Source organism: Ponticaulis sp., from assembly GCF_029210165.1.
Lineage (GTDB): Bacteria > Pseudomonadota > Alphaproteobacteria > Caulobacterales > Hyphomonadaceae > Ponticaulis.
The window spans coordinates 104,380-129,522 of sequence record NZ_JARGNT010000003.1; the positions used below are offsets into that span (position 1 = coordinate 104,380).

The window sequence follows — 25,143 nt, forward strand, 5'->3', positions numbered from 1 at the left end:
CGCGGGGCGCCTTCTTTCCGGGTTGAGCGTCAGCTCTTAATTGTTCGCCGAGCGTCGCAGGAATGCCGGGATTTCCAGATCGGAATCATCTGCTGGCATACCGCGGCCCATTGAGTCGTTTGATGTGTCATTCACATCTTCGAACGGCGCATCTGTTTCGCCTGAAGGACGGCGCCAACCGAAGAGGTTGTGAAGGCCGCTTGTGCGTTGCTCGATAGACCGGTCTGTCTCTGAAGAGCGACGGCCGTCATTCTTGTGGCTTTTGCCGAAGATATCTTCTGCGCGCACACGGTCCTGACCATAGGAGGAAGCGCCCACTTCATAATCGTATGGCGCAGTGTCATCGATACGTCCGACGAGTTTACCACGGCGAGCCGGCTTTTCTTCAACTGGTTCAGGCGCAGCTTCAGCGACAACTTCTTTTTCGACAGGTGCTTCAACAGCTTTGGCTGGCTCAGACACGACGATAGATGGCTTCGGCGCTTCAACTGCTGCCGCTTCAGCAACGACTTCCGGAGCTGGAGCTGGCTTTTCAGCCGGTGCCGGACGCTGGTTTAGAGACGATGCAAAGCCGGAAATGCTTTCCGCAGGCTTCGCTGCAGGTGCTTCATCGTCGATACCTGTTGCAACAACAGATACGCGCATTTTGCCTTCGATATTCTCGTCGAATGTAGACCCGAGAATGATGTTCGCCTCAGGATCAACGAGGTTACGGATCTCGTTAGCCGCTTCATCAACTTCGTACAGCGTCATGTCGTAGCCGCCGGTAATGTTGATCAGAACGCCTTTCGCGCCTTTCAGCGAGATGTCGTCGAGAAGCGGGTTCGCGACAGCAGCCTGAGCTGCTTCCAGCGCACGGCTTTCGCCAGCGCTTTCGCCTGTGCCCATCATCGCTGCGCCCATTTCCGCCATAACGGTACGAACGTCTGCAAAGTCGAGATTGATGAGGCCTGGCATAACCATGAGGTCTGTGATGCCACGAACACCAGAATACAGAACGCGGTCTGCCATCTGGAAGGCGTCAGCAAATGTTGTCTGCTCGTTTGCAACGCGGAACAGGTTCTGGTTCGGAATAATGATCAGAGTGTCGACGTGTTGCTTGATGTCTTCCAAACCTTGCTCGGCAAGGTTCATTCGGCGTTTGCCTTCAAAACCGAACGGCTTGGTCACAACACCAACTGTCAGAATACCACGCTCGCGAGCCATGCGTGCGATGACCGGCGCAGAGCCAGTACCTGTACCGCCGCCCATGCCGGCAGCGATGAACACCATGTGTGCGCCGTCGAGGTGAAGGTTAATTTCTTCGATGGATTCTTCGGCTGCAGCTGTGCCGACTTCCGGACGAGCGCCAGCACCAAGACCGGAGGTCGTTTCGAGCCCTAGCTGGATTTTGTGTTCGCAGGATGAACGCGCTAGCGCCTGTGCGTCCGTGTTCGCAACAACGAACTCAACGCCCTGAAGCTGCGCTTTAATCATATTATCGACCGCATTTCCGCCAGCACCGCCGACGCCAAATACTACGATCCGAGGCTGTAAATCTAAACTCATATGACTTGCCCTATCGAACACAAAAATCCCGGAAATTGGGTTAATGGTCGTTTAGCAGGCTTAATTCAGCGTTAACGAAGCGAGAAAAAGTTAAAAGTTTTCCTTTAACCATTCGACAGCTTTTCCAAAGATGCCTGTTTCGCCTGAGTTTTCGCTGTTAATCTTAGGTGTCTTTTTTGCCGCCTTCGGATCACCGCCGCGCGTATGATCAAAAGTCAGAAGACCGGCAGCCGTCGCAAAAGTTGGTCGCGCGCAGTCATCGCCAAGTTGTGCCGCTTTAACAGGGCGCGCAAGACGCGCCTGCATTGCCAGTATTTTGGATGCAAGATCCCGAACACCCGGCAGCTCGCTTGCGCCCCCCGTCAGCACGACACGGCGTGGGAGCCGTCCGCCAAGACCGGACTTGGAAAGTGTTTTGGAAATCAGCTCGAATGTTTCTTCCATACGCGGCTCGATCACCTGAACCAGATCACCGCGGGACATTTCAGCCGCCTCAAGACGACCTTCATCACCGATACGCGGCGCATCAATGATTTCCTTGCGCGCCGTTTCCGTCGCCATAACAGCGCCGTTCAGTGTTTTAATCCGCTCGGCGGCAGGAAGTGTCGTGCCAATGCCCTGGGCGATATCAGAGGTCACGTGATTGCCGCCGACCTGCAGCGTTTCCATGAATGCGAGGCTGCCATCGAGATAAACGGTAACGCCCGTAGATCCGCCACCCATATCCAGACAGACAACGCCATTGTCCATTTCATCGTCGACCAGCACGGCTTCGGCGCTCATAACTGCGCCGGAGGACGCGCTCTCGACTTCAAGATGCGCGCGGGAGACGCAGAGAACGATATTTTTGTAAGTCGCATCGGGCATGGTGACGAGGTTCATCACAACACCAAGGTCTTCTGCGAACATGCCGCGCGGGTCACGCACACCATCATTGCCGTCTACGATGTAAGAGAACGGGATAGCGTGAAGGATTTTCTGCTTTTCGTTCTGACCGCTTTCAAGTGCGCGGTTCAAAAGCTTCATCACATCTTTCTGGGTGATCTCACGACCATCCATTTCGATGTTTGCTTTCACGCGCTGCGTTTTCATGCTCGGGCCGGAAATAGCCAGACGCACAGAACTCACCTGCTGACCTGCCATGCGCTCGGCATCGGCAACGGCCAGACGGATGGATCGCTCAAGGCTCTCCACGTCGATAACCGTGCCGTTTTTCAGGCCGCGGCTGGACTGCTGGCCATAGCCCAGCAGTTCAAATCCGCCCTGAGACGGATCAGTAGTCCTAACGATAAGGCAGGCAATCTTGGTCGCACCAAGATCAAGCGTCGCAACCACCTGCCCCGCTTTGCGGAGCTTCGGTACGTTACCCGCTATCAGTCTCTGATCGAGGCTCGACATTAACCTGCCCTTTCCACGCCAGCGAGCCCTGCTTCGAGCTGACGTCGTCTTACGTAAACCCGCGCAGGATCGCGCAGATCAATCATTTCTACCTGACGGTCCAGAACGCCCGTCTCACGTTGCAGCGCCGCCAGCACAGCCAGCGCCTCGCTTCGTGCATCACCTGATGGCAGTTTCACGCGTGTGCCAGACACCATCACGAGATCCCAGCGACGCTCGCCGCGGCGCTCTGCATAATCGAGGCGCGTGTCGATCGTTGGAAAATCCTGAAGTTCGCTGTGAAGAACAGGATAGGCCTCAAGGGCGCCTTCGCCCTGAATTGTGTGATACAGCGCCGTCTGGCTCACCTCGTCAGCGATTTCGCCCGTCATGTGAACCGGCACAACATCGCCTGTCTGATCGTTACGATACAGAACAGAAGCCTCCAACGGGGTTGCGACGACTGTAATCTGGTCCGGCCAGAACCGGTGCACCTGAATGCCGCCAAAGCCCGGAAGCTCGTCCAGACGCTCTTTCAGCTGGTGCGGATCAGCGCGAAACATATTGTCACCCTGAACAACGCCCAGTGCATCCAGAATGCGTCGTTCCTGATCAGGGTTCACATCATCGACGACATGGATTGTCTGGACCGAAAAGCCGAATGTTTTTGCGACACCGTCAGCGATCTCATTGGCTTTGTCTTCAACAATCGAAATGGAATTGCCCATCCACGCGGCCGCGCCGATAAGGATCGCGCCGAGAAAAAATACGCCCATGAAGATGGAGCCGACATCAGCCGACTGCTTGGCTACCGCATCACGCGCAGGTGTATTCGAGGCGCGACCGCCGCTTGTGCGACTTCCGCTGCTCTTTCCTCGTCCACTACCACCGCTCTGACGGCCACCTTGCTTCTTATTGCCACCCTTCACCTGGGGCATGATGCATCCTCAATCATCCACTCGACCAATTCCGGGAAAGAAATTCCCAGATGGGCCGCCTGTTCGGGGACGAGAGAGGTTGGCGTCATGCCTGGCTGTGTATTGGTTTCCAAAATCACGAGCCGGTCTCTCTCGTCGTCATAACGAAAGTCGGATCGCGTCACACCGCGACAGCCCAGCGCCTGGTGTGCTTTGAGACTGGCTTCAAGCGCACGTCTCGTCACATCCTCGGGCAGGTCAGCCGGCACCACATGGCGCGATCCCCCACTCGCATATTTTGCGTCAAAATCGTAAAACTCTCTTAACGTTACGATCTCGGTAATACATAAAGCGCGATCACCCATGACTCCAACAGACAGTTCGCGGCCCGGAATGAACTCCTCAGCCATGAGATTATCGCCATAAGTCCAGCTTTCAGACATCAGAATGTCGGCCGGTGCATTCGTTCCTTTTTTCACCATCACAACGCCAAAGCTGGACCCTTCCGCAATTGGCTTGATCACATATGGCGGCTCAAGCGGGTGCTCGGCGGACGCTTCGGCACGCGTAACTTTCACGTCTTTCGCGATTTCTATGTCGTTCTGCGCATACACAGCCTTGGATTTGCGCTTGTCCATCGCAACAGCGGACGCTGCCACGCCGCAATGCGTGTAAGGAATGCCCAGAACCTCAAACAGGCCCTGAACACAGCCATCCTCGCCGCCCGGGCCATGCAGGCCGTTCAGGATCACATCCGGTGCAGCGTCTTTCAGCTGCTGGGCCAGCTCGCGTGTCGCATCAATTTCGATGACGTCGTATTTGCCAGTTTCCCGCGCAGCCTTCGCCATAGCCGTGCCCGACGAAATGGAAACGTCCCGCTCTGAGGACCAACCGCCATACACTACTGCGACGCGTTTCATCTGCGCTCTCCTGACTGACACTATTGAACGGTATTCTCCCGCCAATTCAGGCAAGCCTGAGGCGAATTCGCGGAATTTGGGAAGAGGTTTACACGTATTTGACCGACAATTCCCGCTTTTCAGGACTTAGCCCCAGATGCGGTGCTTTCGGTGGGTCGGCCTGTGAAACTCGCGGCGGCGCTCAAACGGTCTCGCGCCAGTAAAGTCATTGAGTTCCGGACGCAGACGCTCGATCAGGTCTTCGCAGACTTCTGCGCGACCGATCTGGACCGGGAAAAAGGAAACACGGCACGAACGCAGAAATGAGGAGACTTCCAGCTCTCCGCTCTCAGTGAAGGCCTGCCCGCCGGTCGCCGCGGGCCGCAATGGCATATTGAGGAACCGCTCACCAATGCGCTGGCGCAGCGTTGATAGCTGGGTACGCCTTGCATGCATGATATATTGCGCAGGAATGTCCGCAGTGCTGTCGACGAAGACGACATCATCATGCCGGTCCTGCACGATCAGAATGCCGGGGCCGGACACCCAGGATGCTCCGCCCCATCGAACAGGGTCCACATGCAGCGCCTGACTGCCGCCCTCTTCGATAAGCTGCCGATGCGTCAGCATCATGCGCTGCCAGATATCCGACGCGCGGTTCTGATAGTGACCGGTCTGGTCGCCCTCTATGTGTCGCCAGAATGACGACAAATTCATTGTCAGGCATTCTGCTGCGCAATATTCCAGAAGCTCATCTGTATTCATCCCATCCACCTACAGGATAGGAATGTCGGACAAACAAAGCGTTAAGAATTCAGGTCAAATTCTTAACCCGCACTGTTACGAAGTTACACTTTCTTGAGGCCAGTGACGTAGCGCTTCCAGTTCTCGACATAATGCAGCGCTGAAGCCGTCAGCATTTGTTCGCCGCCCTCGTCGACCTGACGGATGACCTTGCCCGGCGCGCCCATGACGAGCGAGTTGTCAGGAATCTCTTTGCCCTCAGGAATAAGCGCGTGTGCACCGATGATGCAGTTCTTACCAATCTTCGCGCGGTTCAGAACCGTCGCGCCGATACCGATGAGCGAATTGTCACCAATGGTGCAGCCGTGCAGCATCGCCATATGACCGACAGTAACATTCTTCCCGATGGTGAGCGGAACGCCGGCATCGGTATGCAGCACGCTTCCATCTTGCACATTGGAGTTCTCGCCAATGGTAATCGGGTCGTTGTCACCCCGAATGACGACGTTAAACCAGACACTTGCACCTTCTTTAAGCACTACGCTGCCTAGTACTGTGGCATTGTCCGCAACCCAGTACTTGCCCTCACCTGGCACAGAAACCTGTTTATCTCCAAGGTCATAGATCGCCATATTCAGCTTCCCCATTCAGTATTCACACAAAATTCGCAGTAAAACGCGTCTTGTATATCTCTTAACTGTTGTATGGTGGACTTGTCTAAGGATTCGCGGAGATTCGCTCTCAAGCCGATCTTCGCACCAGTCAGAAGAGGTGCATGTGGCAGCATTATTTGCCTTGCCAGACGGGCCCGGCCCGGACACTCGAGCGGCAGCAGCCGCCGCTTCTTTTCCCGCTTTTTTCGAACGCCGCAGCCCCCACAGGCCTGCGGCGTTTTTCTTTGTGCAAAGCCAAGGAGAGTACCATGGGTAAACGTTCTGCAGTCCGCAAAATTCGCAATGCCGAATTCAACACGGAAGCCTATTTCGACGATGAAGCCCGGAACAACTCCAAAGGCCTGTACGCCATTGATGGCGGCTGGTCCCCGGACGACGAAGAACGGGGTCGATCATGGAACCGGAAGCCAAAGGAGCCGCAGCGGGAGCAGCGGTATACGAAGAATGTGAAACCGAGGTCTGAGGGTCAGGCCGAGCTGATGAAAGCCATAGATAGCCATAATCTCATCTGCGCGCTTGGCCCTGCCGGTACGGGCAAAACCTATCTGGCGATCACCAAAGCCGTTGAGGCCCTTCAGAAAGGCGAAGTGGGCCGGATCGTCCTTGCCCGACCTGCTGTCGAAGCCGGCGAACAGATTGGCTTCCTGCCAGGCGCAATGGAAGACAAGCTCGCGCCATACCTGCGCCCTCTTTATGACGCCCTGTCAGATCGTCTTTCACCGAAACAGCTGAAAGACATGCTGGCTGAAGGCGTGATCGAGATCGCGCCTATCGGCTTCATGCGCGGACGGACGCTCAACAATGCCTTCGTTGTCGTCGATGAAGCGCAGAACTGCACCTACACACAGCTAAAAATGCTGCTTACCCGTCTGGGCTGGCACTCCACAATGGTTGTGACAGGTGACCCTGCCCAATCAGACCTTCTTCCTGAAATTTCCGGACTGGCTAAAGCCGCAGACAAGCTTGAAGCCATGTCGGATGTCGCCGTCGTTCGCCTGCAAGCCGAGGATGTGGTTCGCCACCCGCTCGTCGCGCAGATGCTCGACACTCTCTAACCTCCAAACACGCTCTCAACAAACGCAGAAACCCCGCCAATAACCGGCGGGGTTTCGTTTTCAGCGCGCCCCGTCCTGAGGGCAATCTGGCATAGGTTGGGGAACAGGACGAAGACGCGCCTATGCTGGCTGTTACGGAGTTCAGCCAACAATTCCGATACGAACAAACGCGCTACGCCCTGCCCCCGGCACGCGTTCGCCAAGCGCGACATCAGATTCCGCGTTGCGGTTATAACCGGACAAATGATCGCGATAGACTTCGTCGAACAGGTTCTCGATACCGAAGCTCAGATGGACACCATCACGAATGGTCCAGTCGCCATAGAGATTGGCGATGGCATAGGCGCCGGTCTCCTGTTCGCTGTTTGTGAGCGACACATCGGACTGTTCAGCGACGCCGCGCACTTCAAACGATGCAGACCAGTCGGCCTGCTCATAGGTCGCCGCCAGCGTCAGGTTAGGCGGCGCCACACGATAGAGATTGTCATCAATGTCCGTCCGCTCGCCGCGTACATAGCTGAAGACGCCATCCACACGCCACGGGCCATCAAAGTCGTATCCAAAATCAAGATCGAGCCCGTAAAGACGCGCATCAGTGTTTGCAAACCGCAACGGCGTCGGGTCGCCGCTCATACCGGCAACCATCTCGACCATACTGTCGGCGACACCGATGGTGTCATCGAATGGAACGCCCTGAATATAGTTTTCTACATCACGCAGGAAGAGTGTCGGTCGCGCATAGAATGACTGGCCGAAATAATCGAAGCCTGCTTCGAAAATCCACGCAGTTTCCGGATCAAGGTCCAGATCACCCACATAGATATTGCCGTCCGCAAGACCGCCACTCGCTGTCAGCGGCAGCCAGCCATAACGCTGCACATAGTTCGGCACCTGATTTTTGCGGGCGATCGTTCCGCGCCAGGTAAAGCAGTTAATCTCCTCGGTCCAGAAGCGAGCAACCGCGTCGACCGTCGTCTCGTCCGCCCCCGGATCAGCCATATTGAACATGTTAGCGAGCATTTGCGGCGCCATAGGCAGTGCAGGCCCCGTTACAGCTGTGCCCGCCTCCGTCGAGTAATCGTCAACGCGCAGGCCGAACTGGGCATTCACACCGCGCGTAAAGCCTGTCCATTCGGCAAAGACACCAATGCGGGATTCCTCAATGTCCGGCATCGGCGTGACAAAGAAGTTGGCATTGTTCGGGTTATAGATGGTGACGTCGTGTTCAACGGTTTCACCATCAAGACCGACCTCCATTACGCCACCAGAATGCGCAAAGCTGACGGACAGATCACCACCGACTGTCGTCGCATAAGCATAGGTAAATCGCTGACGGTCAGGCGGCGGGTCCTGACGGAGCGTGTAATTGTCCATCAGGTGAGCGACATCGATATAATTGAGGCTGGCCTTCACATCAAAGCGGTCAAAGTCGCCCTCATATCCAGCGCGCGCAAAGTCCGTATCGAAGAACTGGATGTCCATCGGAAATGGCGGGTTGCCGGACTTGCCTGTGTTCTGGCGACGCACATCAAAACTGAATGTGTGTGCGCCGGTGCGATACCCTGCAGAAAGGCCGTAAACGTCGCGCTGATACTCGCTGCCGCCGACAGTGCCGTCCGCGAAGTCAAAGTCTTCGCCCTGCTCTGTCGAGCCGATGACATTCACCCGCCAGCTATTTGTGGAGAGGCCGATGACGCCGCCACCGGCATAGCTGGAGTCCACCGAGCGCGTGCTGAAAGACAAATCATAACCGAGCGTCGGCTCAGCATCGTCTGAAAAGTCGACACGTTTAAAGACGGCATCCGAACCGCCCGCAAGCCCCGGGCCCGCACTGACAGGGCTGACACCGCGGTCAATCACCACCTGCGCGATGAGCGGCGCTGGCGCATAGTGGAAAACAGGGTCCATCAGCCCAGGCCCGCCAGAAGAAAAGCGCTGACCATCCACGCGTAGGTTCAGGCGCTCCCCGAACAGACCGCGATATTGAACCTGCCCTGACAGCGCGCCATTCCCGATACGCGCACCACCCGGCGTTCGTGCCAGCAAATGGGTAATGTCCGGCCCTTCCAGTGGAAGATAGTCCGGCGTCATCTGGGTTTCGGTTTCCGTTGAATTCGATTGGCCGGTTACGACGACAACGTCCTGAAGCGCAGGTGCGTCATCCTCAGCGAACGCAGGTCCCGCAGCCGCCAGCAGCGCAGCAAGGCTGACGCCATAAATCATTTTCGTACTCATTTGTATTTTTCCCCGGCGCACCTCTTCGGGCGCGCTCTAAAACGTCAATTAGATTTGGTTGAAAAATCAGACGTGTGTCGGGGGACCTCGAGCAGGCAGAGGTGGCAGAACCGGTCTTACATGGCTCGCAGCAATGTAGACTGAGCTCCCAAGCATCGGCAGGCCGAACGCAACCGGAAGGGCAATGGCGTTGTCAGATGGCGCGTCAGCTACAGATGTCAGGATCGAGAATTCACAGACCTCGGACCCGTCATCATCGTGAGGTTCAGACGGAATATGCCCGCCCGCATCGCTTTCTACCCATAGGCCAGTTGCCGGATCGACGCTGACGTATCGCATCTCCATACCAGCGGTACAGATTTGCATCGTCATCGCGCCCTGCTCGTCCTGTGCCAGCATATAGCCGTCAGGCACAATCGCCCGAGCGACCAGACTGAGCGTCAGGGCGAAAGCAAACGCCGCATTAAGCGCAGCACCTATGGAAGACAAAACTCTCACACTTTTTCGGATAAGAGGTTTTAGTGAGATTGGCAATGCGACTTTATAACGTCCGCGATCAGAGGGCGTCTTCACCCGCGGCCGCGTTAAAGCGTTCACGAAGGCCGGCGAGGAAAGCATCAGCCGTCGTTGTGTCCGCGAGTTGACGCACAGTATCGCTCAGGCGACTCGAAGAGACCTGATTGCTACCGGTCAGCAGATTGAATGTGTCAGCCTCGTTTGTACCGGCCATGGACGCGGCATACTCGCTACGCAGGCTCGCAAGCCCGTCATAATTGGAATCGAGACGGTACGCGACAGCCGCGCGAACAGCTGTCTGAATCTGTGCCTGAGACAGACGAGACCCCGGCTCCGGAAGCGTACGTTGAAGCGCTCTGCCTGCTGCGCCCCATGTGCGCGCACGCCAATGAACCTCCGCAAGAAGGTCCAACGCGCGCTGGTCATCCAGAGGCTCCAGAAGCTCGATTGCGTGGCCGTACCGCTGCAACTCCATATGGGCTGCAGCCTCGAGAAGACGGCGCTCGATACGCAATTCGTCACTCAATCCTGGAACCCGTGACGCATTCAGTGTCTGCAGAGCCTGCTCCGGACGGCGATCCAAAAGGTAGATAGACGCCAGATCAGCAGCGATTTGCGCACGGCCTATACCGATCAGGTTCCGGTTCTCAACCTGATAGGAGAGAAGCTCGGTAGCCGGATCAAGCAGGTCGAAATCAACGAGACGGTTCGCCAGCATACGCACCATACGGTCGCCATCCGGGCCAATCGGCGTCAGATCGCGGAACTCATAGAAAAGCGCAAGAGATGAAATCGGGTCGAGATTATCCGCCTGCCCGCGCAGATACAGATCTTCAAAGAACTCCATCAATGTGATGCGTAGCTCACGGGAGCCCGGAAGATCAGGGAAGTCTTCTGCGAAGTTCTGTGCGAGCACGAGCGCTTCACGATACTGACCCAGCTCAAAATAGGCTTTGGCGAGCTCAGCCACGATTTCCAGCTCCAGCGCATCACCGCGCCAGCGAAAACGCAGCGCATCAAGCCGGTCACTCGCTTCGAGATAAGACATATCCCCCTGCCCAAGCGCCAGTTGGATATGAGCAAGCTCAGCGCGCACACGTACATTCGGGCTGCGATGGTTCATCAGCTGCTCGAAGATTGTCGCCGCGTCGGCATATCGCTCGTCGGCAATAGCCAGTTCGCCAAGCGTCAGGCGGGCATGGCCTTCTGCTGTCGGGTCGCCGCTCCGGTTGGCCGCTGCAGCGTGTCGTTCAGCCGCCGCGCCGTCGCCCATGCGTATCATGGCGCGTGCGGCAGCCGCGTGGAAGCGGCCCGCCCATTCAGACGAATGCGCATTCAGCATAGGGTCAGCCGCGATAAAAGCTTCACGAGCACGGCGCCAGTCCCCGAGTTCGGTAAGCGCAAGTCCAAGCCACGCATTGGCCGCAGCATCGCCGCGCGTGCGAGAGTGATCGAGTGTTTCTACAGCCGCAAGATAGCGGCCCGTCATGACATCGGCAGCGCCCTTCATGGTCAGCCATTGCGCGTCCTGCCCGAGAAGACCATCGCCTGCCCGTGCCACTTCCAGCGGACCGTAAGCCTCTGCGGCAAGTTCCCAGGCAAGAAGGAAACGCGCGAGTTCAAGAAGCGCAGACTGGCCAGACCATTCGTCCGGATCAGCCGCCGCAGCTGCACGCGAATAGGCTGAATAGTTTTCCCAGAAGCTGCCAAGGTCGCCATGACGCCATGCAGCTACATCGAGGAAGCCCGGCGTCAGCGTCTGACCACCCGTATACTGGGAATCAACGCCCCAGCTTGAAAGCGCGAGACCATCCTCACGGCCAATAAGAACGTTGTCTTCGCGTTGAATGAAGTTCAGATCGTCTGCGCGCGGCACGACAACGAGACCATGGAGTGTTTCCGGGAATGCGGCTTCTACGAAAGAAAGCTCCTGCACCATAGAGGTCGCAGGATTGAACGCGGGCACAAACACCAGCTGGTCACCGATTTCGGGGTCAGCCAGTGCAAACACCGTGCCCGCGTCGGGTACGACAGCCAGAATACCGGAACCGCCCGAATGCGCTGTCCGCGCCGGCTGGATACGGCGCGCAGCAAGTTCACCCGGCCCACCCGCTTCTATGGCCCATGTACGACCACTGGACGTGATCCGCACGAGACGTTCTCGCGAAAGGAATAGCCGGATAGCCATACCTGTTTCCGACGTGACTTCGTCAACGCGAACGCCCGTAGCCTGCTGGATGCCATTCAGATCGAAATGACCATTCGCCGGAAAAGCCAGCCACAAAACATTGTTCCGTCGAAACACGGCCGCAGGCACCTGATTGGCGAAATTCAGCTCGAGCTGTATGACGCCGCCCGACAAAGAGCCATCAACGTCTACAACACCGGATCGTGGCAGAGCTTCAGCCCAGACGCGCGGCGGGGTGATAGGCACTTCAGCCATAAGCTGGGAGGCGATATCCTCTTCGCGCTGTGCTTCTTCACTGACAGGCGCCTCAACACTATCGCCATCCTCACTAACCATTGCGAGAACAGGGCTCTCCTCATATGGCTTGCGGCTTGGCGCCGCGAGATAGTTGGCAGGTGGCAGTTCAGCCGCGAGCGCAGCCAGCGCCTCTGGCAGCACAACATCTTCTTCTGGTGTTTCCGGCGGCGGAGAACCTTCGCGGAAGCGCACGAGCACAGCATCATCAGCCGCAACCGCATTCGCCCAGAAGCCTTCAGACAGGTCGAGATCTACGATCCACGTCTCTTCTGTATTTTCGGCCTCAATGCCGAGAAGACCGCGAGGCGGGTCCACACGTGTGCGAGAAAGGTCTGCGTTGGCGCGCCGGTCGAAGGTGAGGCGAACGCCTTCGTCGGTATCCTGCATGTCAAAGCCGACCAGCTGCGGCCAATAAAATGCCAGCGTCGTGAAATCGAGCCCTTCAGAACCGCGCACCGTTACATCGAGCGGCGGCGGAAGCGCAGCGATCCGAGCGGCCTCTGCAGCAGCGGCGCGCTCTTCTGCGCGGGCTTCATAGACGGCAACCAGCGGCGAAACCACATCCGGCGGATCGCTGGTCATGCTTTCAGACACAAGATCGATGGAAGTGAGATCAATCGATTCAGACATGTGCACGCGATATTCACGCGCCAGCGCGATGCGCGCCTCGCGTCCATCTTCACTCAGCCGGGCAACAGCAATGTGAGATGGAAGCTCTTCACGCAGTGCATCCAGATCGAGATCAACAGGTTCATCAAAGCGAAGAATAAGCACCGGCCCCGCCATACGCGCAGAAATGTCCGGATTATCTTCGTCTCCGTCCGCCCAGCTTGCGACAATGCGGGCATACCCAGCCTGCTGAGCCGTATCGAGAGACAAAGCCCTCCCCTGTGCCCAGGCCGAGTGGCCGGTCAGCGATGCTGCGCCCAAGCAAATGAGTGACGCAGTAGAGAGGAAGGACCCCTTAAGGGGCATTCGTACGCGCCTCCAGATCAGCAAGTGTCTCAGGTGGCTCCGAACGGGTCGCCATAAGCGTTGTCAGCGTGCGCGCGCGGTCCTGCTCCATGTCAGCGAGGATTGCCGCCATTGGTGCAGGCTTCATACGGTGCGCGAGCTCAAGCATTAGCCCGTCATCCAGCGTATTGAAAATGCGTGCCGCATCGTCAGACCGCATGCTTTCATAAATCGTCACGAGAGAGGCAAGCTGCGCTTCATTCTGCTCGTCCAGCGTATTCAGCAGTCCTGCAATGCTGGTTTCAAGGCGCTCAAGTTCAGCAATCTGGTCGTCGAGACGCGCCTCTGCGGCAGAGATTGTCATTTCGCGCGTATCAAGCGTGGCTTCGCGTGCCTCAAGGCGTTCACGGCGTTCAGACAGAGAGCGAAGCACCTGAATTTCATATTGAGAAAGACCTGCCTGCTCAGCGAGAATATCTGGCGCCGGACAGGTTTCGCTGTCAGCCGGGGCAGTTGTTTCTGTCGTCTCAGAAGCAGGAATGGACTCGTTTTGTTGAGCCTGCTGCGCCTGAGCCGAGGCGGCCTGCGCATTGGCCGTCGCTTCGCCCGCAGCTTCCGCGATGGACACTGCCTTAATCGCGAAAGCACACGCTGCAAAAATGCCAATCACCGGAAGAAGCCGGACCTGAGACTTAGCCATGATCAATACCCCCTGCGTGTCGTGCCACGCTGAAGTGAATTCGAAAGAGTGCGTGCTTCGTCAATACGGGACTGAAGCTCTTTGCCGGTTTCGGTTGCCGATTTGCGGAGCCCTTGCACGGCCATTTCAGCCTGCGCGATGGTCTCTGCCAGCTCGCGCGCAGCTTCAATCATACCGTCATTGCCTTTACGCAGCTGGTTGAGACGCTGATCCAACCGCCAGCAATAAACGATGGTTAACAGCAGCAGCACTGCGAGGCCGATTTCTACGAAGAGTCCGTAATCGCTCATTGTTCTTTCAGCACGCTCGCTTTGGCTCGATCAGAGATCGGGCTCTCAACCCGTACAGCAACTTTGTGGCCCATTCGGCCCACACGTCCATCTGTCAGGCGAATGTCACCGCATTTAAGCTGCACTTTTGAATCTGGCGCTGCGTTCAGGAAGATCGTATCGCCGACTTCGAGATCGAGCATTTTCTTCAGCGGCACCTGCATTTCATCGAGCACGGTCTGAACTTCGATTTTAGCAGCCCAGAGCTCGGATGCGAGGTGGCTTTCCCAGATGTTATCACGGCCGAATTTCTCGCCCATGAAGTTCTGGAGAAGCATTTTACGGATCGGCTCGAGCGTCGCATACGGCATGAGAAGCTCGGCGCGACCGCCGCGATCTTCCATGTCGATACGCAGTTTGACGAGGATAGCCGCGTTCGCAGGGCGCGCAATCGCCGCAAAACGCGGATTTGTCTCAATACGGTCGAGTTCGAAATCAACTTCCGTCAGCGGCGCAAACGCCTGTTTCGCATCCTGCAGGATCACCTCGACCAGACGCGTCACGAGCGAGCGTTCAATAGTCGTGTAAGGACGCCCCTCAATACGCATCGCCACTGTGCCGCGGCGACCACCGAGCAGAACGTCCACGATGGAGTAGATCAGGTTTGAATCGACTGTGAGCAGGCCGAAGTTATCAAGCTGCTTGGCGCGGAAGACAGACAGGATCGCCGGAAGCGGAATAGAGTTCAGATAGTCGCCAAAACGGATCGATGTGATCGCGTCGAGAGAGACCTCGACGTTGTCAGACGTGAAGTTCCGAAGGCTGGTGGTGAGAAGACGGACGAGACGGTCAAAGACAACCTCGAGCATCGGAAGACGCTCATAGGAGACCATTGCCGAGTTGATGATTGCCCGGATACCGGACGTGTCGTCTGCATCTTCATCATCAAGAGAGAAGCCGAGAAGGCTGTCGATCTCATCCTGATTGAGAATACGTTCTGTGGTCTGACCATTACCAATGACAGCAGTCGCGAGATTGGTTTTCGCTTCTTCTTCTTCGTTGGCGAGCGATGCTTCCCATTCGGCGGCAAAGTCGTCGCCCATATCGTCATCGCCGCCACCATTGGCAGCTTCGTCAGCCTCCAGTTCCGCAGCCCATTCTGCGGCCAGTTCTTCATCTGTTTTATCGTCAGACATACTAAGGCCTATTGAACAATAAATTCCTCGATGAGCACGGCATCGATGGTTTCAGGATAAACGCTCATATTTACGCGGCGCAAAAGTTCGCGACGGATACGATAGTCACCGGCTGATCCGCTCAGATCGTCAATACGCATCTCACGCAGGAACATCTGAAACTGGTCTGTAATGCGCGGCAGATAAGCATCCAGGCTATCAAACACAGCAGGATCGTTTGCTTCGAGCGTCAGCTTCAGCAGGAGCTGGGAGCGACGTCCGCCACCCGCATTCACGGTCACGATAAGGTCTGGGAGCGTATAGAAAGACGGATTACCCGGCGAGCCGATCTGGATGACTGCGCCATTGCCATCTGATTCTGTTGCATGGCCGACAGTAGATTCACCATGGCCGTCGTCCGATCCATGATCGTCGCCGCCTTCACCATGACCATCGTCTGAACCGTGATCATCTGATTCGCCATGAGAATCGGCTGGCGGTTCAGATGCTGCAGCCTCTGCAGATCCGCCGCCAAACAGCATCATAGCAGCACCGCCGCCACCGCCAAGAATCAGCAGGGCTGGCAAAACAATGAAAAGAATCAGTGTCTTACCAGACATCTTCTTCTTTTTTGTGCCACCTTCACCGACACCATCAATGTCGGTTTCACCGTCCATTTCACCTTCGATATCGTCGGCCATGGTTCCAGAGTCCTTGTTGATCAACTCGGCAAAAATGACCCAGCTTGGTTAAGGAAGCGTGGAGATAGGAAGTTTTTACCGGCCTAATTACAGTTGGCATTTTGGTTATCGGATCGCAGGAAAGCGTTAACCTTGAAGGGATTATCTTCGGCCTGAACCAAAGTGGGCTGGTATTTTTCATGGATAATACGCTTCTTGTCGGCATTAACACCCAACAATCCCTCCGTCGCCGGATGGACGTGGTGGCCAACAATCTTGCGAATATGAACACAGCCGGCTTCAAGGCGGAGGTCGCTCTTAACGATCTGATCATCGAGCGCCCGTCTCACGCAAACGATACGCCGGAAGATATCCGCTTCACATCCGTTGGCCGGATGCAGCGAGACATGACCACCGGCACACTTCGCCCGACGGGAAATTCGCTCGATTTCGGGATTGAAGAAGCGAACGCCTTTTTCTCCGTCCGTGTAGGTGGTGAGACTTATTATACGCGCGACGGACAGTTCGCGCTTGATGAACTTTCCAGACTTGTAACGCATGAAGGCGCACTCGTTCTGGATGATGCCGGCAATGAAATGGTGTTCGATCCGGAAGGCGGCCCGCCAACCGTGAGCGACACAGGCATTATCCGTCAGGGAAATATCGAAATCGGACGTCTTGGTGTTTACGGGTTCGAAACACCAGGTGCGTTAGAGAAGGTTGGAAATAACCTCTGGTCTCCTGGAGACCAACAAGCAGAAGCTGTGGAGCTGCCAAAAGTGCAGCAGGGTGTTGTGGAGCAATCCAACGTCAACGCCATTCTTGAAGTCACCCGGATGATCGAAATTTCCCGGGCCTACACCTCAGCAAGCCGCCTCGTAAAAGACGCAGACGAGCTTCGCAAAACCGCAATCAACAAGCTGGGCTCTGCTCAGTAATAAGTATTTTTAAGGTGATGTGATGCGCGCACTCAGCACAGCCGCAACCGGCATGCAGGCTCAACAGCTCAATGTTGAAGTCATTTCGAACAACATTGCCAACATGAATACGACTGGCTTCAAACGCCAGCGCGCCGAATTTCAGGATCTGCTCTATATGAATGTCGAGCGGATGGGGGTCACCTCATCAGATGGCGGCACAATCGTACCAACCGGTGTGCAGGTCGGTACGGGTGTGAAAGCCGGCTCCGTTTACCGCATTACAGGTCAGGGTAATGTGACGCAGACTGAAAATGCTTACGACCTCGCACTTCAGGGCGAAGGCTATTTCGTCATCCAGAACCCGGATGGCACACAGTCTTACACCCGCGCAGGTAATTTTTCGGTCAGCCCGGACGGCCAGCTCGTGACCGAAGACGGCTTTGTCGTCTCTCCGGGCATTGCTATTCCGGAAGAAGCCGTCGACGTGTCGATCAGTGCTGTCGGCATGGTTCAGGTTCGTATCGCTGGCGAAGTAGAATATCAGGAACTCGGCCAGATCGACCTTGCCCGCTTCATCAATCCGGCGGGCCTTGATGCGATTGGCGACAACCTCTTCCTTGAAACCCCGTCCTCCGGCCCTGCGAATATCGCAACGCCGGGCAGCGTAGGTTTCGGCACAGTCCTTCAGGGCTTCCTTGAGACATCAAACGTCAACGCTGTGAACGAGATCAGTGCGCTGATCATCGCGCAACGTGCGTACGAAATGAATTCGAAAGTCATCACAACAGCTGACGAGATGCTCGGCGTCACAAGCCAGCTCCGCTAAGGTGATCCATGACTAAGCTAAGCCGCACACTCTTCGCCTCACTCGCACTGACAGGCCTCGCGCTGACACAATCTGTCGCCGCCGAAGACGTCGTCATTTCGGGCGACTGGGTACGTCTTGCCGATGTCTCCGAGGTGACAGGCGCACCCGGCGACCGCCAGATTGCGGCGGCGCCCCTGCCCGGCCAGCGCCTTCCGCTCGCATCCGAATTTATTGAAGCGCAGGCAGCTGCGGCTGGATTTCCGATCGATCTGCCAGATGGCGAGATGGTGTGGGTGACGCGGTCTGCAAGTGCCGTGGCGACACCGCAACCCGTTGCAGCTACGCCGCAACAAGCCCAGCCAGCACCAGCCATTTATCAGGACGAACCAGCGGAAAACGAAGTCCCGATGCTGATCACGGATGTGCGTCGCGGCGACGAAATCACGCCCGACATGATTAGCTATGAGGCGATGAACCCGAACCGTCGCATTCAAGGGCTCATCCGCGCAGCTCACGTTCTGGATGGCATGGAAGCGACCCGCACTATCCGCGCGGGTCAGCCGATAGCGATGCGCGATATCCGCCCCATTTCAGTCGTTCGTCAGGGCGATCCGATCCAGCTGGTTTATCAGCGCGGTGCCCTGCGCCTCGTTGTCAGCGCGCGCGCACTCAATGATGCCGCCGAGGGCGAACCGGTCCGCGTACAGAACCTTCAATCCAACCGTTCAATGGACGCAATCGCCTGGGGACCGGGCGAAGCACGCGTCAGCTCACTCTTTTCACAGGAAGGCTAGTCATGTTCCCGAAAGCTTCCCGTCCCTTCGCAGTGATTGCGCTCGCCGCAAGCCTTGCAGCCTGCGCCACCGTCAGCGACGCTGTTCAAGAGCCGCAGCTGACGCCGATCACCAATCCGCAGATGATTGTCGGCGCGATGCCGGTGTCTGCCCCAACGCCCCCGCCAATCGTTGACGATACGTCCATGAATTCTCTCTGGCGCACAGGCGCGACAGGCTTCTTCAACGACCACCGCGCAAGCTTGGTGGGCGATATCCTGACCGTGGACATCGACATCACCGACACAGCAACGCTGAACAATTCGACGTCTACCAGCCGCACTGGCAGTCAGGATGCAGCCGTCACGGGTCTGTTTGGCCTTGAACAACCTATCGAACGCTTCCTTCCAGGCACTGACAATCTCGGAACAGGCCTGGGCACAAGTTCGACAAGCTCCTCTCAGGGCGTTGGCACGGTTAACCGCTCTGAAAACATCCAGATGTCCGTCGCAGCGGTTATCACCAATGTTCTGCCGAACGGTAACTTCGTGATCGCAGGGTCTCAGGAAGTGCGCGTGAACTCTGAAGTGCGTGAACTCATCATCTCTGGCGTCATCCGCCCTGAAGATATTTCCGCTACGAACACAATCCAGCACACGCAAATTGCCGAAGCGCGCATTTCTTATGGCGGCCGCGGCGACCTGAGCTCGGTTCAGCGACCACGCGTTGGCCAGCGTGTCGCGAATTCCATCCTGCCATTCTAGAGCAGGCACCTGCCCGCGAAGGGTAGATATTAAACAGAACACACCAGCCGGAAATTTAAATCCGGCACAAATTGCCCGGCAGGCAAGACTTGCCGGGCTTTTTATTTACCCGATCGATTCATTACTATGGTAAACGGAATCGGTAAGAAGTTTTCTTTCAAAGTAACCTTTTGAAAACTTCGTGGTAACCGCCTGTTTTCTTTCTCAACGTAAAACTAGTCCTGCTGGCGGGCAACGCCGAGCGTTGGGTGTAAGCGGCGGTCCCATTGAGAGACCGCCGCACTTACATCCGGACCCGCCTTCCCTAATAGAAGACCGTTACGTTCTGGCGCGAAGCGATGACAGGGCGCCCTTCGCGGTCCCACATATACATGGCCTGGCTGGAATAGCCGTTCGCCGTATGCTCGGCGACCGAGCTCAGCAGAAACCACTCATTGCCGACCTCAATATCAGAGCGCAGAAACTCAAGAGACCATGTCACCGTGCTGACCGGTGCGCCCTCTTCCATCATGGTGAAACAGGCTGGCGGAATGACATCAGCTAGCGCCAGCAATGCAGCGGTGTGATCATCACCCGTCTCCGTCGCATGACGCACCCAGACGAGCATATCACCACGATCACCCCCGCCCATTGGCTTGAGGCCACCTGCGCGGCGGATTTCAAAGTTGCGCGCAAAATTGGCCGGCTTGCGATCACCCCAGAATGGCTCGCAGTCCTCCGGCGGAGGCACGTCTGGCGAGGTGAGATCGGACTGGTCGAGCTTGCTCGCCCGGTCATCGCCATAGACTAATAGGGTCTTCGTGCCGATGCCTTTTTCTCCGTTCAGAGTAGCATCCATCATGATCGTGGATTTGCCCTGACGCATCAGGGTCGCCTCGCCCGTCAAATGCCCTGACGACGGACCAACAAACGCCACAACGGCAGACTTGATAGGCTTGTCGATCTCCAGCGTTTCGCGTGCGCTCACATGACATAGCGCTGCAGATAAACCGCCATAGAGCGTACGCCCCTGAGCCCAGCTTTCCGGCGCATCGAAGCTAAGGCCATTATCGCCGCCCGTTTGAAACTCACGAACCAGTTCTGCGAAACTAATCATGCTGGCGTCTCTCTCCCCAAAAGAAAGCCCGCCATCTGGAAGAAGGCGGGCCGTTTGATTTTTATATTCTGGCCGGAAGATCAGTCGTCCCGGAGTGTCTTCTCGTTACGCTCATGAGCTTCCTGAGCTTCCAGAGACAATGTCGCTGTCGGACGCGCTTCCAGACGGCCAAGAGAGATCGGATCGCCCGTCATCTCGCAATAGCCATATGTGCCGTCATCAATCCGGCGGATCGCAGCATCAATCTTGTTGATCAGCTTGCGCTGGCGGTCACGCGTACGAAGTTCCAGCGCTTTATCGCTCTCAGCAGACGCGCGGTCCACGAGGTCCGGAAGAGACGCTGAATCTTCCTGCAGATTACCAATCGTGGTCTTCGACCCGTCAATGATATCCTGCTTCCAGTCTTCCAGTTTTTTCCGGAAGTAAGCCATCTGACGTTCGTTCATGAACTCTTCGTCAGCAGCTGGTTTGTAGCCTTCTAGATCAATCGAACTCATACTCGACTCCCGATGCAGGGCAGATTATTCGCAGGCTCTATATCCCTTATGTTGTTCAGATTCAATTAGTGAATAGAAAGTAAAAGCTGTGAATAATCAGAGATTGCTTCTGCGTTGTGCAGTTTCGAGTTTCGCCAGTTCTACTTCTACCCGCAGTTCAATCTGATCAATGATGGATTCCAGCTCCTGATCGTCACTCTGCGCGCGCTCCGATTCGAGCGCATCTTTGAGGCGTGCAAGTGTCGGGCCAGCGTTTCCGCCCTCTAACAGGTCTATTTTGAGACGGTCGAGGCCTTCCAGCAGCTGACGGCCGCGTCTTTCGGCCTTGCGACGACGCTCTAATGGATCTTCTGCGCCCTGTAGCGCCATGAGCGCAGCAACAGAACCGACACCTACCGTGCCGCCGGTTGTGCCAACCGGTGTCGCGGATGTTGAACCACCAAGAGCCTGAGAAAATGCAGCGCCATCGCCGCCGGCAGATGATTTTCCGCCCGCGCGTGATGCCTGTGTAGACCGCGTTTTTTCGATACGCATAACCACAAACTCCGAAGCCCGAACGCAGCACTGCTCCGTTCGTTAAGAAACAGTTATGCATACGCTTTGGTGAAAGAGGCGTTAACCGTTTCTTCGGGTGGCACTGATAAATTTTACTCAAATCCAATGGGGTTTCGAGTATGCGCCAATCTTTTGTATCCGGTTTTTCAGCGTTTTGCCTTGGCATGGCTGCATTTTTTCTGCCGTCCGCCGAGGCTGCATCACGCCTGAAAGATATTACCGATGTTGAGGGCGTACGTGAAAACCAGCTCATCGGTTACGGCCTTGTTGTCGGCCTGAACGGCACGGGCGACTCTCTGCGGAACTCTCCGTTCACACGCCAGAGCCTTGAAGCCATGCTCGAGCGTCTCGGCGTGAACACACGTGACCAGAACCTCAATACACGAAACGTGGCCGCGGTCATGGTCACGGCAAACCTTCCACCGTTCGCGACGAACGGCTCACGCATGGATGTGAGCGTGTCCAGCCTTGGTGATGCAAGTTCTTTGTCCGGCGGCATTCTGCTCGTCACGCCGCTTCTCGGTGCAGACGGCCAGGTCTATGCTGTCGGTCAGGGCCCTGTTGCTGCCGGCGGCTTCGCAGCCAGCGGCGATAGCGGCACATCGGTCATCCGTAACGTTCCGACCATTGGCCGTATTCCAAACGGCGCGCTGATCGAGCGCGAAATCGGCTTCAACCTTGCCAATCAGAGCACGCTGCGCTTGTCCCTCCGCAATCCGGACTTTACAACGTCCCAGCGCATCGCAGTCGCGATCAACGCCTATATGGGCATGGATCTGGCAACGGCCGAAGACTCCGGCACGGTGCGCATAGTGCGCCCGCCAAGCATGGATATGACGACGCTCATCACCGAGATTGAAAACCTCGTTGTTGAACCGGACCAGCCAGCCCGTATCGTGATCGACGAAGCCTCTGGCGTCATTGTCATGGGCGAGAATGTCCGCGTCTCAACGGTCGCGATTGCTCAGGGCAATCTGACTATCCAGATTTCAGAACAGCCCGCTGTCAGCCAGCCTGCCCCATTCTCCGATGGTGAAACCACCGTCGTTCCACAGAGCGGTGTTGAGGTGCTGGAAGACGGCACAGGCCTTGCCATGCTCGAAGGCGGCGTTCCGCTGCGCGATCTGGTCGACGGCCTGAATGCACTCGGCGTCACCCCGCGTGACATGATCTCTATCCTGCAAGCCTTGAAAGCGTCCGGAGCGCTTCAGGCCGATATCGAGGTAATGTAGCCATGAACGAACTCGAAACCATCGCAGCCACCACACCGCGCAACATGCCGAATGTCGCCAATGTTCAGACACGCGAAGCTGCGCGTGAAATCGCTGAAGAATTCGAAGCCATGTTCATCTCGCAAATGCTCGCGCCCATGTTTGAAGCGCTGGAGACGGACGGCCTGACAGGCGGCGGCGAAGCGGAACGCGCGTTCCGGCCTATGCTGGTCGAACAATATGCCAATGAAATGGCGGCTCAGGGCGGAATCGGCCTTGCTGATCAGGTCTATTCGGAAATCCTGCGCATGCAGGGTCTGACTGACTAGGGAGAACTCAGATGACCATTGCTGCACACGACATTAATGACCGTATCGAACAGCTTATCTCTGTCACCGAACGGCTGAGCGAGCTGATGACCGCAGAGATTGCAGCGCTCAAAGCGCGCAAGCTGGATGCCTCCTCTACGGACTGGAACGAGAAAGAACAGCTGGCGCACACATATCGTCTCGAAATGACCGATCTTGCGCGTACGCCGGACGCGCTCGTCGCCGCGAATGCAAACCTTCGTAAAATCCTGTTCGAGCGGGTGCGCACATTCCAGTCCATTCTGGCTGAACACAACAAGGCACTGACCGCCATGCGCGAAATCACAGAGGGGCTGGTCGAGAATATTGCACGTGAAGTTGCTGCTGAAACAAATGGCCCTCAAGGCTATGGCGCACACGGTAAAACGTCCGGTAAAACCCGTGCGTCAGGCATCGCCGTCAACGCACGCGCCTGATTTTCCGACATAAATACACTGCATGCTGATTGATTTTTCAGCCTGAAGAATACATTTGATCGTATGCCCGCCTCGTAATCACCGTGGCGGGCTTTTTACGAATTCGGTTTCCAAATTCAGAAAATACAGATTAAAACACCGTCCATGCAGAAGCTGATACTCATCCGACATGCCAAAACCGAGCCCTATGCCGAGACCGGTACGGATGAATCTCGCAAGCTGACGGAACGTGGTCATGAAGATGCTCAGGCGATCAGCATCCAGCTGAAATCCATGGGCCTGACGCCGGATTATGTGCTGGTGTCCACCGCGCGCCGCACGCGCGAGACGTTTGCAGAAATCCAGAAAGTGTTCGGCAACCTGCCGCACACATTCAACGACATGCTCTATCTGGCAGAGCCGGAAGACATCGCGTCCTGCCTGGAAAGCATTCCCGATCACGCCTGTGTGGCGGTGGTCGGCCATAACCCGGGCATTCACGATCTGGCGCTACGCCTGACAGAATTTGGCGGGTTCAAAAACTCTGGCGCCGCCCAGCAGCTACGCGTCAAATTCCCGACAGCCTCAGTGGCAGTCTTCACTGCTAAAGAAGACGACCCGTTCAACGTCTATAACTTTGAACTCTCCGAATTCTTCAATCCGAAATCACTGACAGACGCCTAGCAGTCCGCCGCCTCAAAGTTGCGCTGCATGATATAAGTGCGCTCTGAGATTGGCTGTCCCCAGCGCTGATAGCCCTCGTTCACAGGGTCGGACCAATACTGCACAAACCGCTCCATACCGGTGACCTGATCGCCCAGATAGGTGCGGATATGATCTGCATCGACAATGCCCCAATAATCCTTCACATCGACACGGCAGCTTGTATAGGCGCGGGCATCCGCCTCCATCAGGTCTGACATCACATCGATATAATCGACATCAATCCCCTGCCCTTCCAGATGCGCACGCATTTGCGTAGTACCAGACGAGTGCATCGAGAAATCAAAATTATAGCCCATCTGTGCAGTCACAATAGCGAACTGGTTCGGCTCTGCATCATCTTCCAGCCAGCCATACCAGCGACCGAACGGGATCATGGTAATGCCGTGAATGCCGATGTGTGCTGTGCGGTGGATATAGACCTCATCAAGGCCCGGCAGGATGACCATCGCGCAGGCTGACATGCACGGCCCTGCAATGATGGCAGGCTCGCCGCGATTATCCAGAATGGTGCTCATGCCGCGCGCAGTGACGACATTGCCGCCCGGGCTGGTGATGACAACCCGGCTGGCAGGACCAAGATCGTTCAGCTTCAGAAACTCTTCCGGAAAGATCGCAGAGTTGTAACAAATGACATCTGTATCCGGCAGAAAGTCCACGCCTTCCTGCTCCATGCAGGCCTCGACGAGTGCATCAATTTCAGGGTCCGGATTTGCCCAGTCATCCTGAGCGGAAGCGGCAAGACTGGTTGTCGACAGTGCGAACGCGAAAAAAGCGGAAAAGAGATATTTCATAAGCTCATCGA

26 protein-coding genes are annotated in these 25,143 nt (G+C 56.4%); 9 read left to right on the top strand and 17 right to left on the bottom strand.

Features of this window, described 5'->3' with window-relative positions; genetic code table 11:
- Positions 1-36: 36 nt before the first annotated feature.
- From ftsZ to P1U45_RS15145, 6 genes are all read right to left on the bottom strand, one after another.
- Positions 37-1,548, bottom strand: a complete 1,512-nt coding sequence (ftsZ, locus tag P1U45_RS15120; protein ID WP_293608697.1) for a cell division protein FtsZ — start codon at positions 1,546-1,548, stop codon at positions 37-39.
- Positions 1,549-1,638: 90 nt separating this feature from the next.
- Positions 1,639-2,946, bottom strand: coding sequence for a cell division protein FtsA (ftsA, locus tag P1U45_RS15125; protein WP_301059820.1), 1,308 nt, complete (start codon positions 2,944-2,946; stop codon positions 1,639-1,641).
- On the bottom strand, positions 2,946-3,863 hold the full coding sequence (locus tag P1U45_RS15130; RefSeq protein ID WP_301059821.1) for a cell division protein FtsQ/DivIB: 918 nt from the start codon (positions 3,861-3,863) through the stop codon (positions 2,946-2,948). Before P1U45_RS15130 ends, ftsA begins: the two co-directional genes overlap by 1 nt.
- Positions 3,851-4,762, bottom strand: a complete 912-nt coding sequence (locus tag P1U45_RS15135; RefSeq protein ID WP_301059822.1) for a D-alanine--D-alanine ligase — start codon at positions 4,760-4,762, stop codon at positions 3,851-3,853. The genes P1U45_RS15130 and P1U45_RS15135 overlap by 13 nt, the downstream gene beginning before the upstream one ends.
- Before the next feature lie 126 nt (positions 4,763-4,888).
- Positions 4,889-5,506 (bottom strand): hypothetical protein, encoded by a 618-nt coding sequence (locus P1U45_RS15140; protein ID WP_301059823.1) that lies wholly within the window; start codon positions 5,504-5,506, stop codon positions 4,889-4,891.
- Positions 5,507-5,589: 83 nt separating this feature from the next.
- The gene (locus P1U45_RS15145) at positions 5,590-6,117 is read right to left on the bottom strand and encodes a gamma carbonic anhydrase family protein (protein WP_366145012.1); all 528 of its coding nucleotides are present in this window, start codon (positions 6,115-6,117) and stop codon (positions 5,590-5,592) included.
- Positions 6,118-6,407: 290 nt separating this feature from the next.
- Between P1U45_RS15145 and P1U45_RS15150 the strand changes: the two genes are divergently transcribed.
- A complete protein-coding gene (locus tag P1U45_RS15150) occupies positions 6,408-7,214 on the top strand; it encodes a PhoH family protein (RefSeq protein ID WP_301059825.1) in 807 nt (268 codons plus the stop codon).
- Between the two features lie 141 nt (positions 7,215-7,355).
- Here the strand turns inward: P1U45_RS15150 and P1U45_RS15155 are convergent, their stop codons facing one another.
- The 7 genes from P1U45_RS15155 to P1U45_RS15185 all read right to left on the bottom strand — a co-directional run bounded on the left by P1U45_RS15155 (position 7,356) and on the right by P1U45_RS15185 (position 16,249).
- Positions 7,356-9,449 (bottom strand): TonB-dependent receptor, encoded by a 2,094-nt coding sequence (locus P1U45_RS15155; RefSeq protein ID WP_301059826.1) that lies wholly within the window; start codon positions 9,447-9,449, stop codon positions 7,356-7,358.
- Between the two features lie 66 nt (positions 9,450-9,515).
- Complete coding sequence (locus tag P1U45_RS15160; RefSeq protein WP_301059827.1) at positions 9,516-9,938, bottom strand: DUF2946 family protein; 423 nt, start codon at positions 9,936-9,938, stop codon at positions 9,516-9,518.
- Between the two features lie 67 nt (positions 9,939-10,005).
- The gene (locus tag P1U45_RS15165; protein WP_301059828.1) at positions 10,006-13,329 is read right to left on the bottom strand and encodes a hypothetical protein; all 3,324 of its coding nucleotides are present in this window, start codon (positions 13,327-13,329) and stop codon (positions 10,006-10,008) included.
- 85 nt (positions 13,330-13,414) lie between these two features.
- Entirely contained in the window at positions 13,415-14,104 is a 690-nt protein-coding gene (locus tag P1U45_RS15170; protein ID WP_301059829.1) for a hypothetical protein, read from the bottom strand.
- Positions 14,105-14,106: 2 nt separating this feature from the next.
- Positions 14,107-14,394 (bottom strand): DUF6468 domain-containing protein, encoded by a 288-nt coding sequence (locus tag P1U45_RS15175; RefSeq protein WP_301059830.1) that lies wholly within the window; start codon positions 14,392-14,394, stop codon positions 14,107-14,109.
- Positions 14,391-15,569 carry a flagellar motor switch protein FliM gene (gene fliM / locus P1U45_RS15180; RefSeq protein ID WP_293608708.1) on the bottom strand — a complete coding sequence of 393 codons (1,179 nt, stop codon included), beginning with the start codon at positions 15,567-15,569 and terminating at the stop codon, positions 14,391-14,393. The genes P1U45_RS15175 and fliM overlap by 4 nt, the downstream gene beginning before the upstream one ends.
- 8 nt (positions 15,570-15,577) lie before the next feature.
- Positions 15,578-16,249 (bottom strand): flagellar basal body-associated FliL family protein, encoded by a 672-nt coding sequence (locus tag P1U45_RS15185; RefSeq protein WP_293608709.1) that lies wholly within the window; start codon positions 16,247-16,249, stop codon positions 15,578-15,580.
- 179 nt (positions 16,250-16,428) lie between these two features.
- Between P1U45_RS15185 and P1U45_RS15190 the strand changes: the two genes are divergently transcribed.
- The 4 genes from P1U45_RS15190 to flgH are packed head-to-tail and all read left to right on the top strand — an operon-like array spanning position 16,429 to position 19,493.
- A complete protein-coding gene (locus tag P1U45_RS15190; RefSeq protein ID WP_293608710.1) occupies positions 16,429-17,166 on the top strand; it encodes a flagellar hook-basal body protein in 738 nt (245 codons plus the stop codon).
- A gap of 22 nt (positions 17,167-17,188) precedes the next feature.
- A complete protein-coding gene (flgG, locus tag P1U45_RS15195; RefSeq protein WP_301059831.1) occupies positions 17,189-17,974 on the top strand; it encodes a flagellar basal-body rod protein FlgG in 786 nt (261 codons plus the stop codon).
- A gap of 8 nt (positions 17,975-17,982) precedes the next feature.
- Complete coding sequence (gene flgA, locus P1U45_RS15200; RefSeq protein ID WP_301059832.1) at positions 17,983-18,750, top strand: flagellar basal body P-ring formation chaperone FlgA; 768 nt, start codon at positions 17,983-17,985, stop codon at positions 18,748-18,750.
- A gap of 2 nt (positions 18,751-18,752) precedes the next feature.
- A complete protein-coding gene (flgH, locus tag P1U45_RS15205) occupies positions 18,753-19,493 on the top strand; it encodes a flagellar basal body L-ring protein FlgH (protein WP_301059833.1) in 741 nt (246 codons plus the stop codon).
- Positions 19,494-19,797: 304 nt separating this feature from the next.
- On the opposite strand, the gene P1U45_RS15210 is transcribed toward flgH, so the two are convergent.
- From P1U45_RS15210 to P1U45_RS15220, 3 genes are all read right to left on the bottom strand, one after another.
- Positions 19,798-20,589 carry a thioesterase family protein gene (locus tag P1U45_RS15210; RefSeq protein ID WP_301059834.1) on the bottom strand — a complete coding sequence of 264 codons (792 nt, stop codon included), beginning with the start codon at positions 20,587-20,589 and terminating at the stop codon, positions 19,798-19,800.
- 80 nt (positions 20,590-20,669) lie between these two features.
- A complete protein-coding gene (dksA, locus tag P1U45_RS15215; RefSeq protein WP_022696132.1) occupies positions 20,670-21,086 on the bottom strand; it encodes an RNA polymerase-binding protein DksA in 417 nt (138 codons plus the stop codon).
- 96 nt (positions 21,087-21,182) lie between these two features.
- Positions 21,183-21,620 carry a flagellar assembly protein FliX gene (locus P1U45_RS15220; protein ID WP_293608715.1) on the bottom strand — a complete coding sequence of 146 codons (438 nt, stop codon included), beginning with the start codon at positions 21,618-21,620 and terminating at the stop codon, positions 21,183-21,185.
- Between the two features lie 185 nt (positions 21,621-21,805).
- Between P1U45_RS15220 and P1U45_RS15225 the strand changes: the two genes are divergently transcribed.
- From P1U45_RS15225 to P1U45_RS15240, 4 genes are all read left to right on the top strand, one after another.
- Positions 21,806-22,873, top strand: a complete 1,068-nt coding sequence (locus P1U45_RS15225; RefSeq protein WP_366145013.1) for a flagellar basal body P-ring protein FlgI — start codon at positions 21,806-21,808, stop codon at positions 22,871-22,873.
- A gap of 2 nt (positions 22,874-22,875) precedes the next feature.
- Positions 22,876-23,181 (top strand): rod-binding protein, encoded by a 306-nt coding sequence (locus P1U45_RS15230; RefSeq protein WP_301059836.1) that lies wholly within the window; start codon positions 22,876-22,878, stop codon positions 23,179-23,181.
- 11 nt (positions 23,182-23,192) lie between these two features.
- On the top strand, positions 23,193-23,636 hold the full coding sequence (locus P1U45_RS15235; protein WP_022696128.1) for a hypothetical protein: 444 nt from the start codon (positions 23,193-23,195) through the stop codon (positions 23,634-23,636).
- A gap of 144 nt (positions 23,637-23,780) precedes the next feature.
- Positions 23,781-24,299 carry a histidine phosphatase family protein gene (locus P1U45_RS15240; protein WP_301059837.1) on the top strand — a complete coding sequence of 173 codons (519 nt, stop codon included), beginning with the start codon at positions 23,781-23,783 and terminating at the stop codon, positions 24,297-24,299.
- Here the strand turns inward: P1U45_RS15240 and P1U45_RS15245 are convergent.
- Entirely contained in the window at positions 24,296-25,132 is an 837-nt protein-coding gene (locus P1U45_RS15245; protein ID WP_301059838.1) for a hypothetical protein, read from the bottom strand. The genes P1U45_RS15240 and P1U45_RS15245 overlap by 4 nt on opposite strands.
- Between the last annotated feature and the right edge of the window lie 11 nt (positions 25,133-25,143).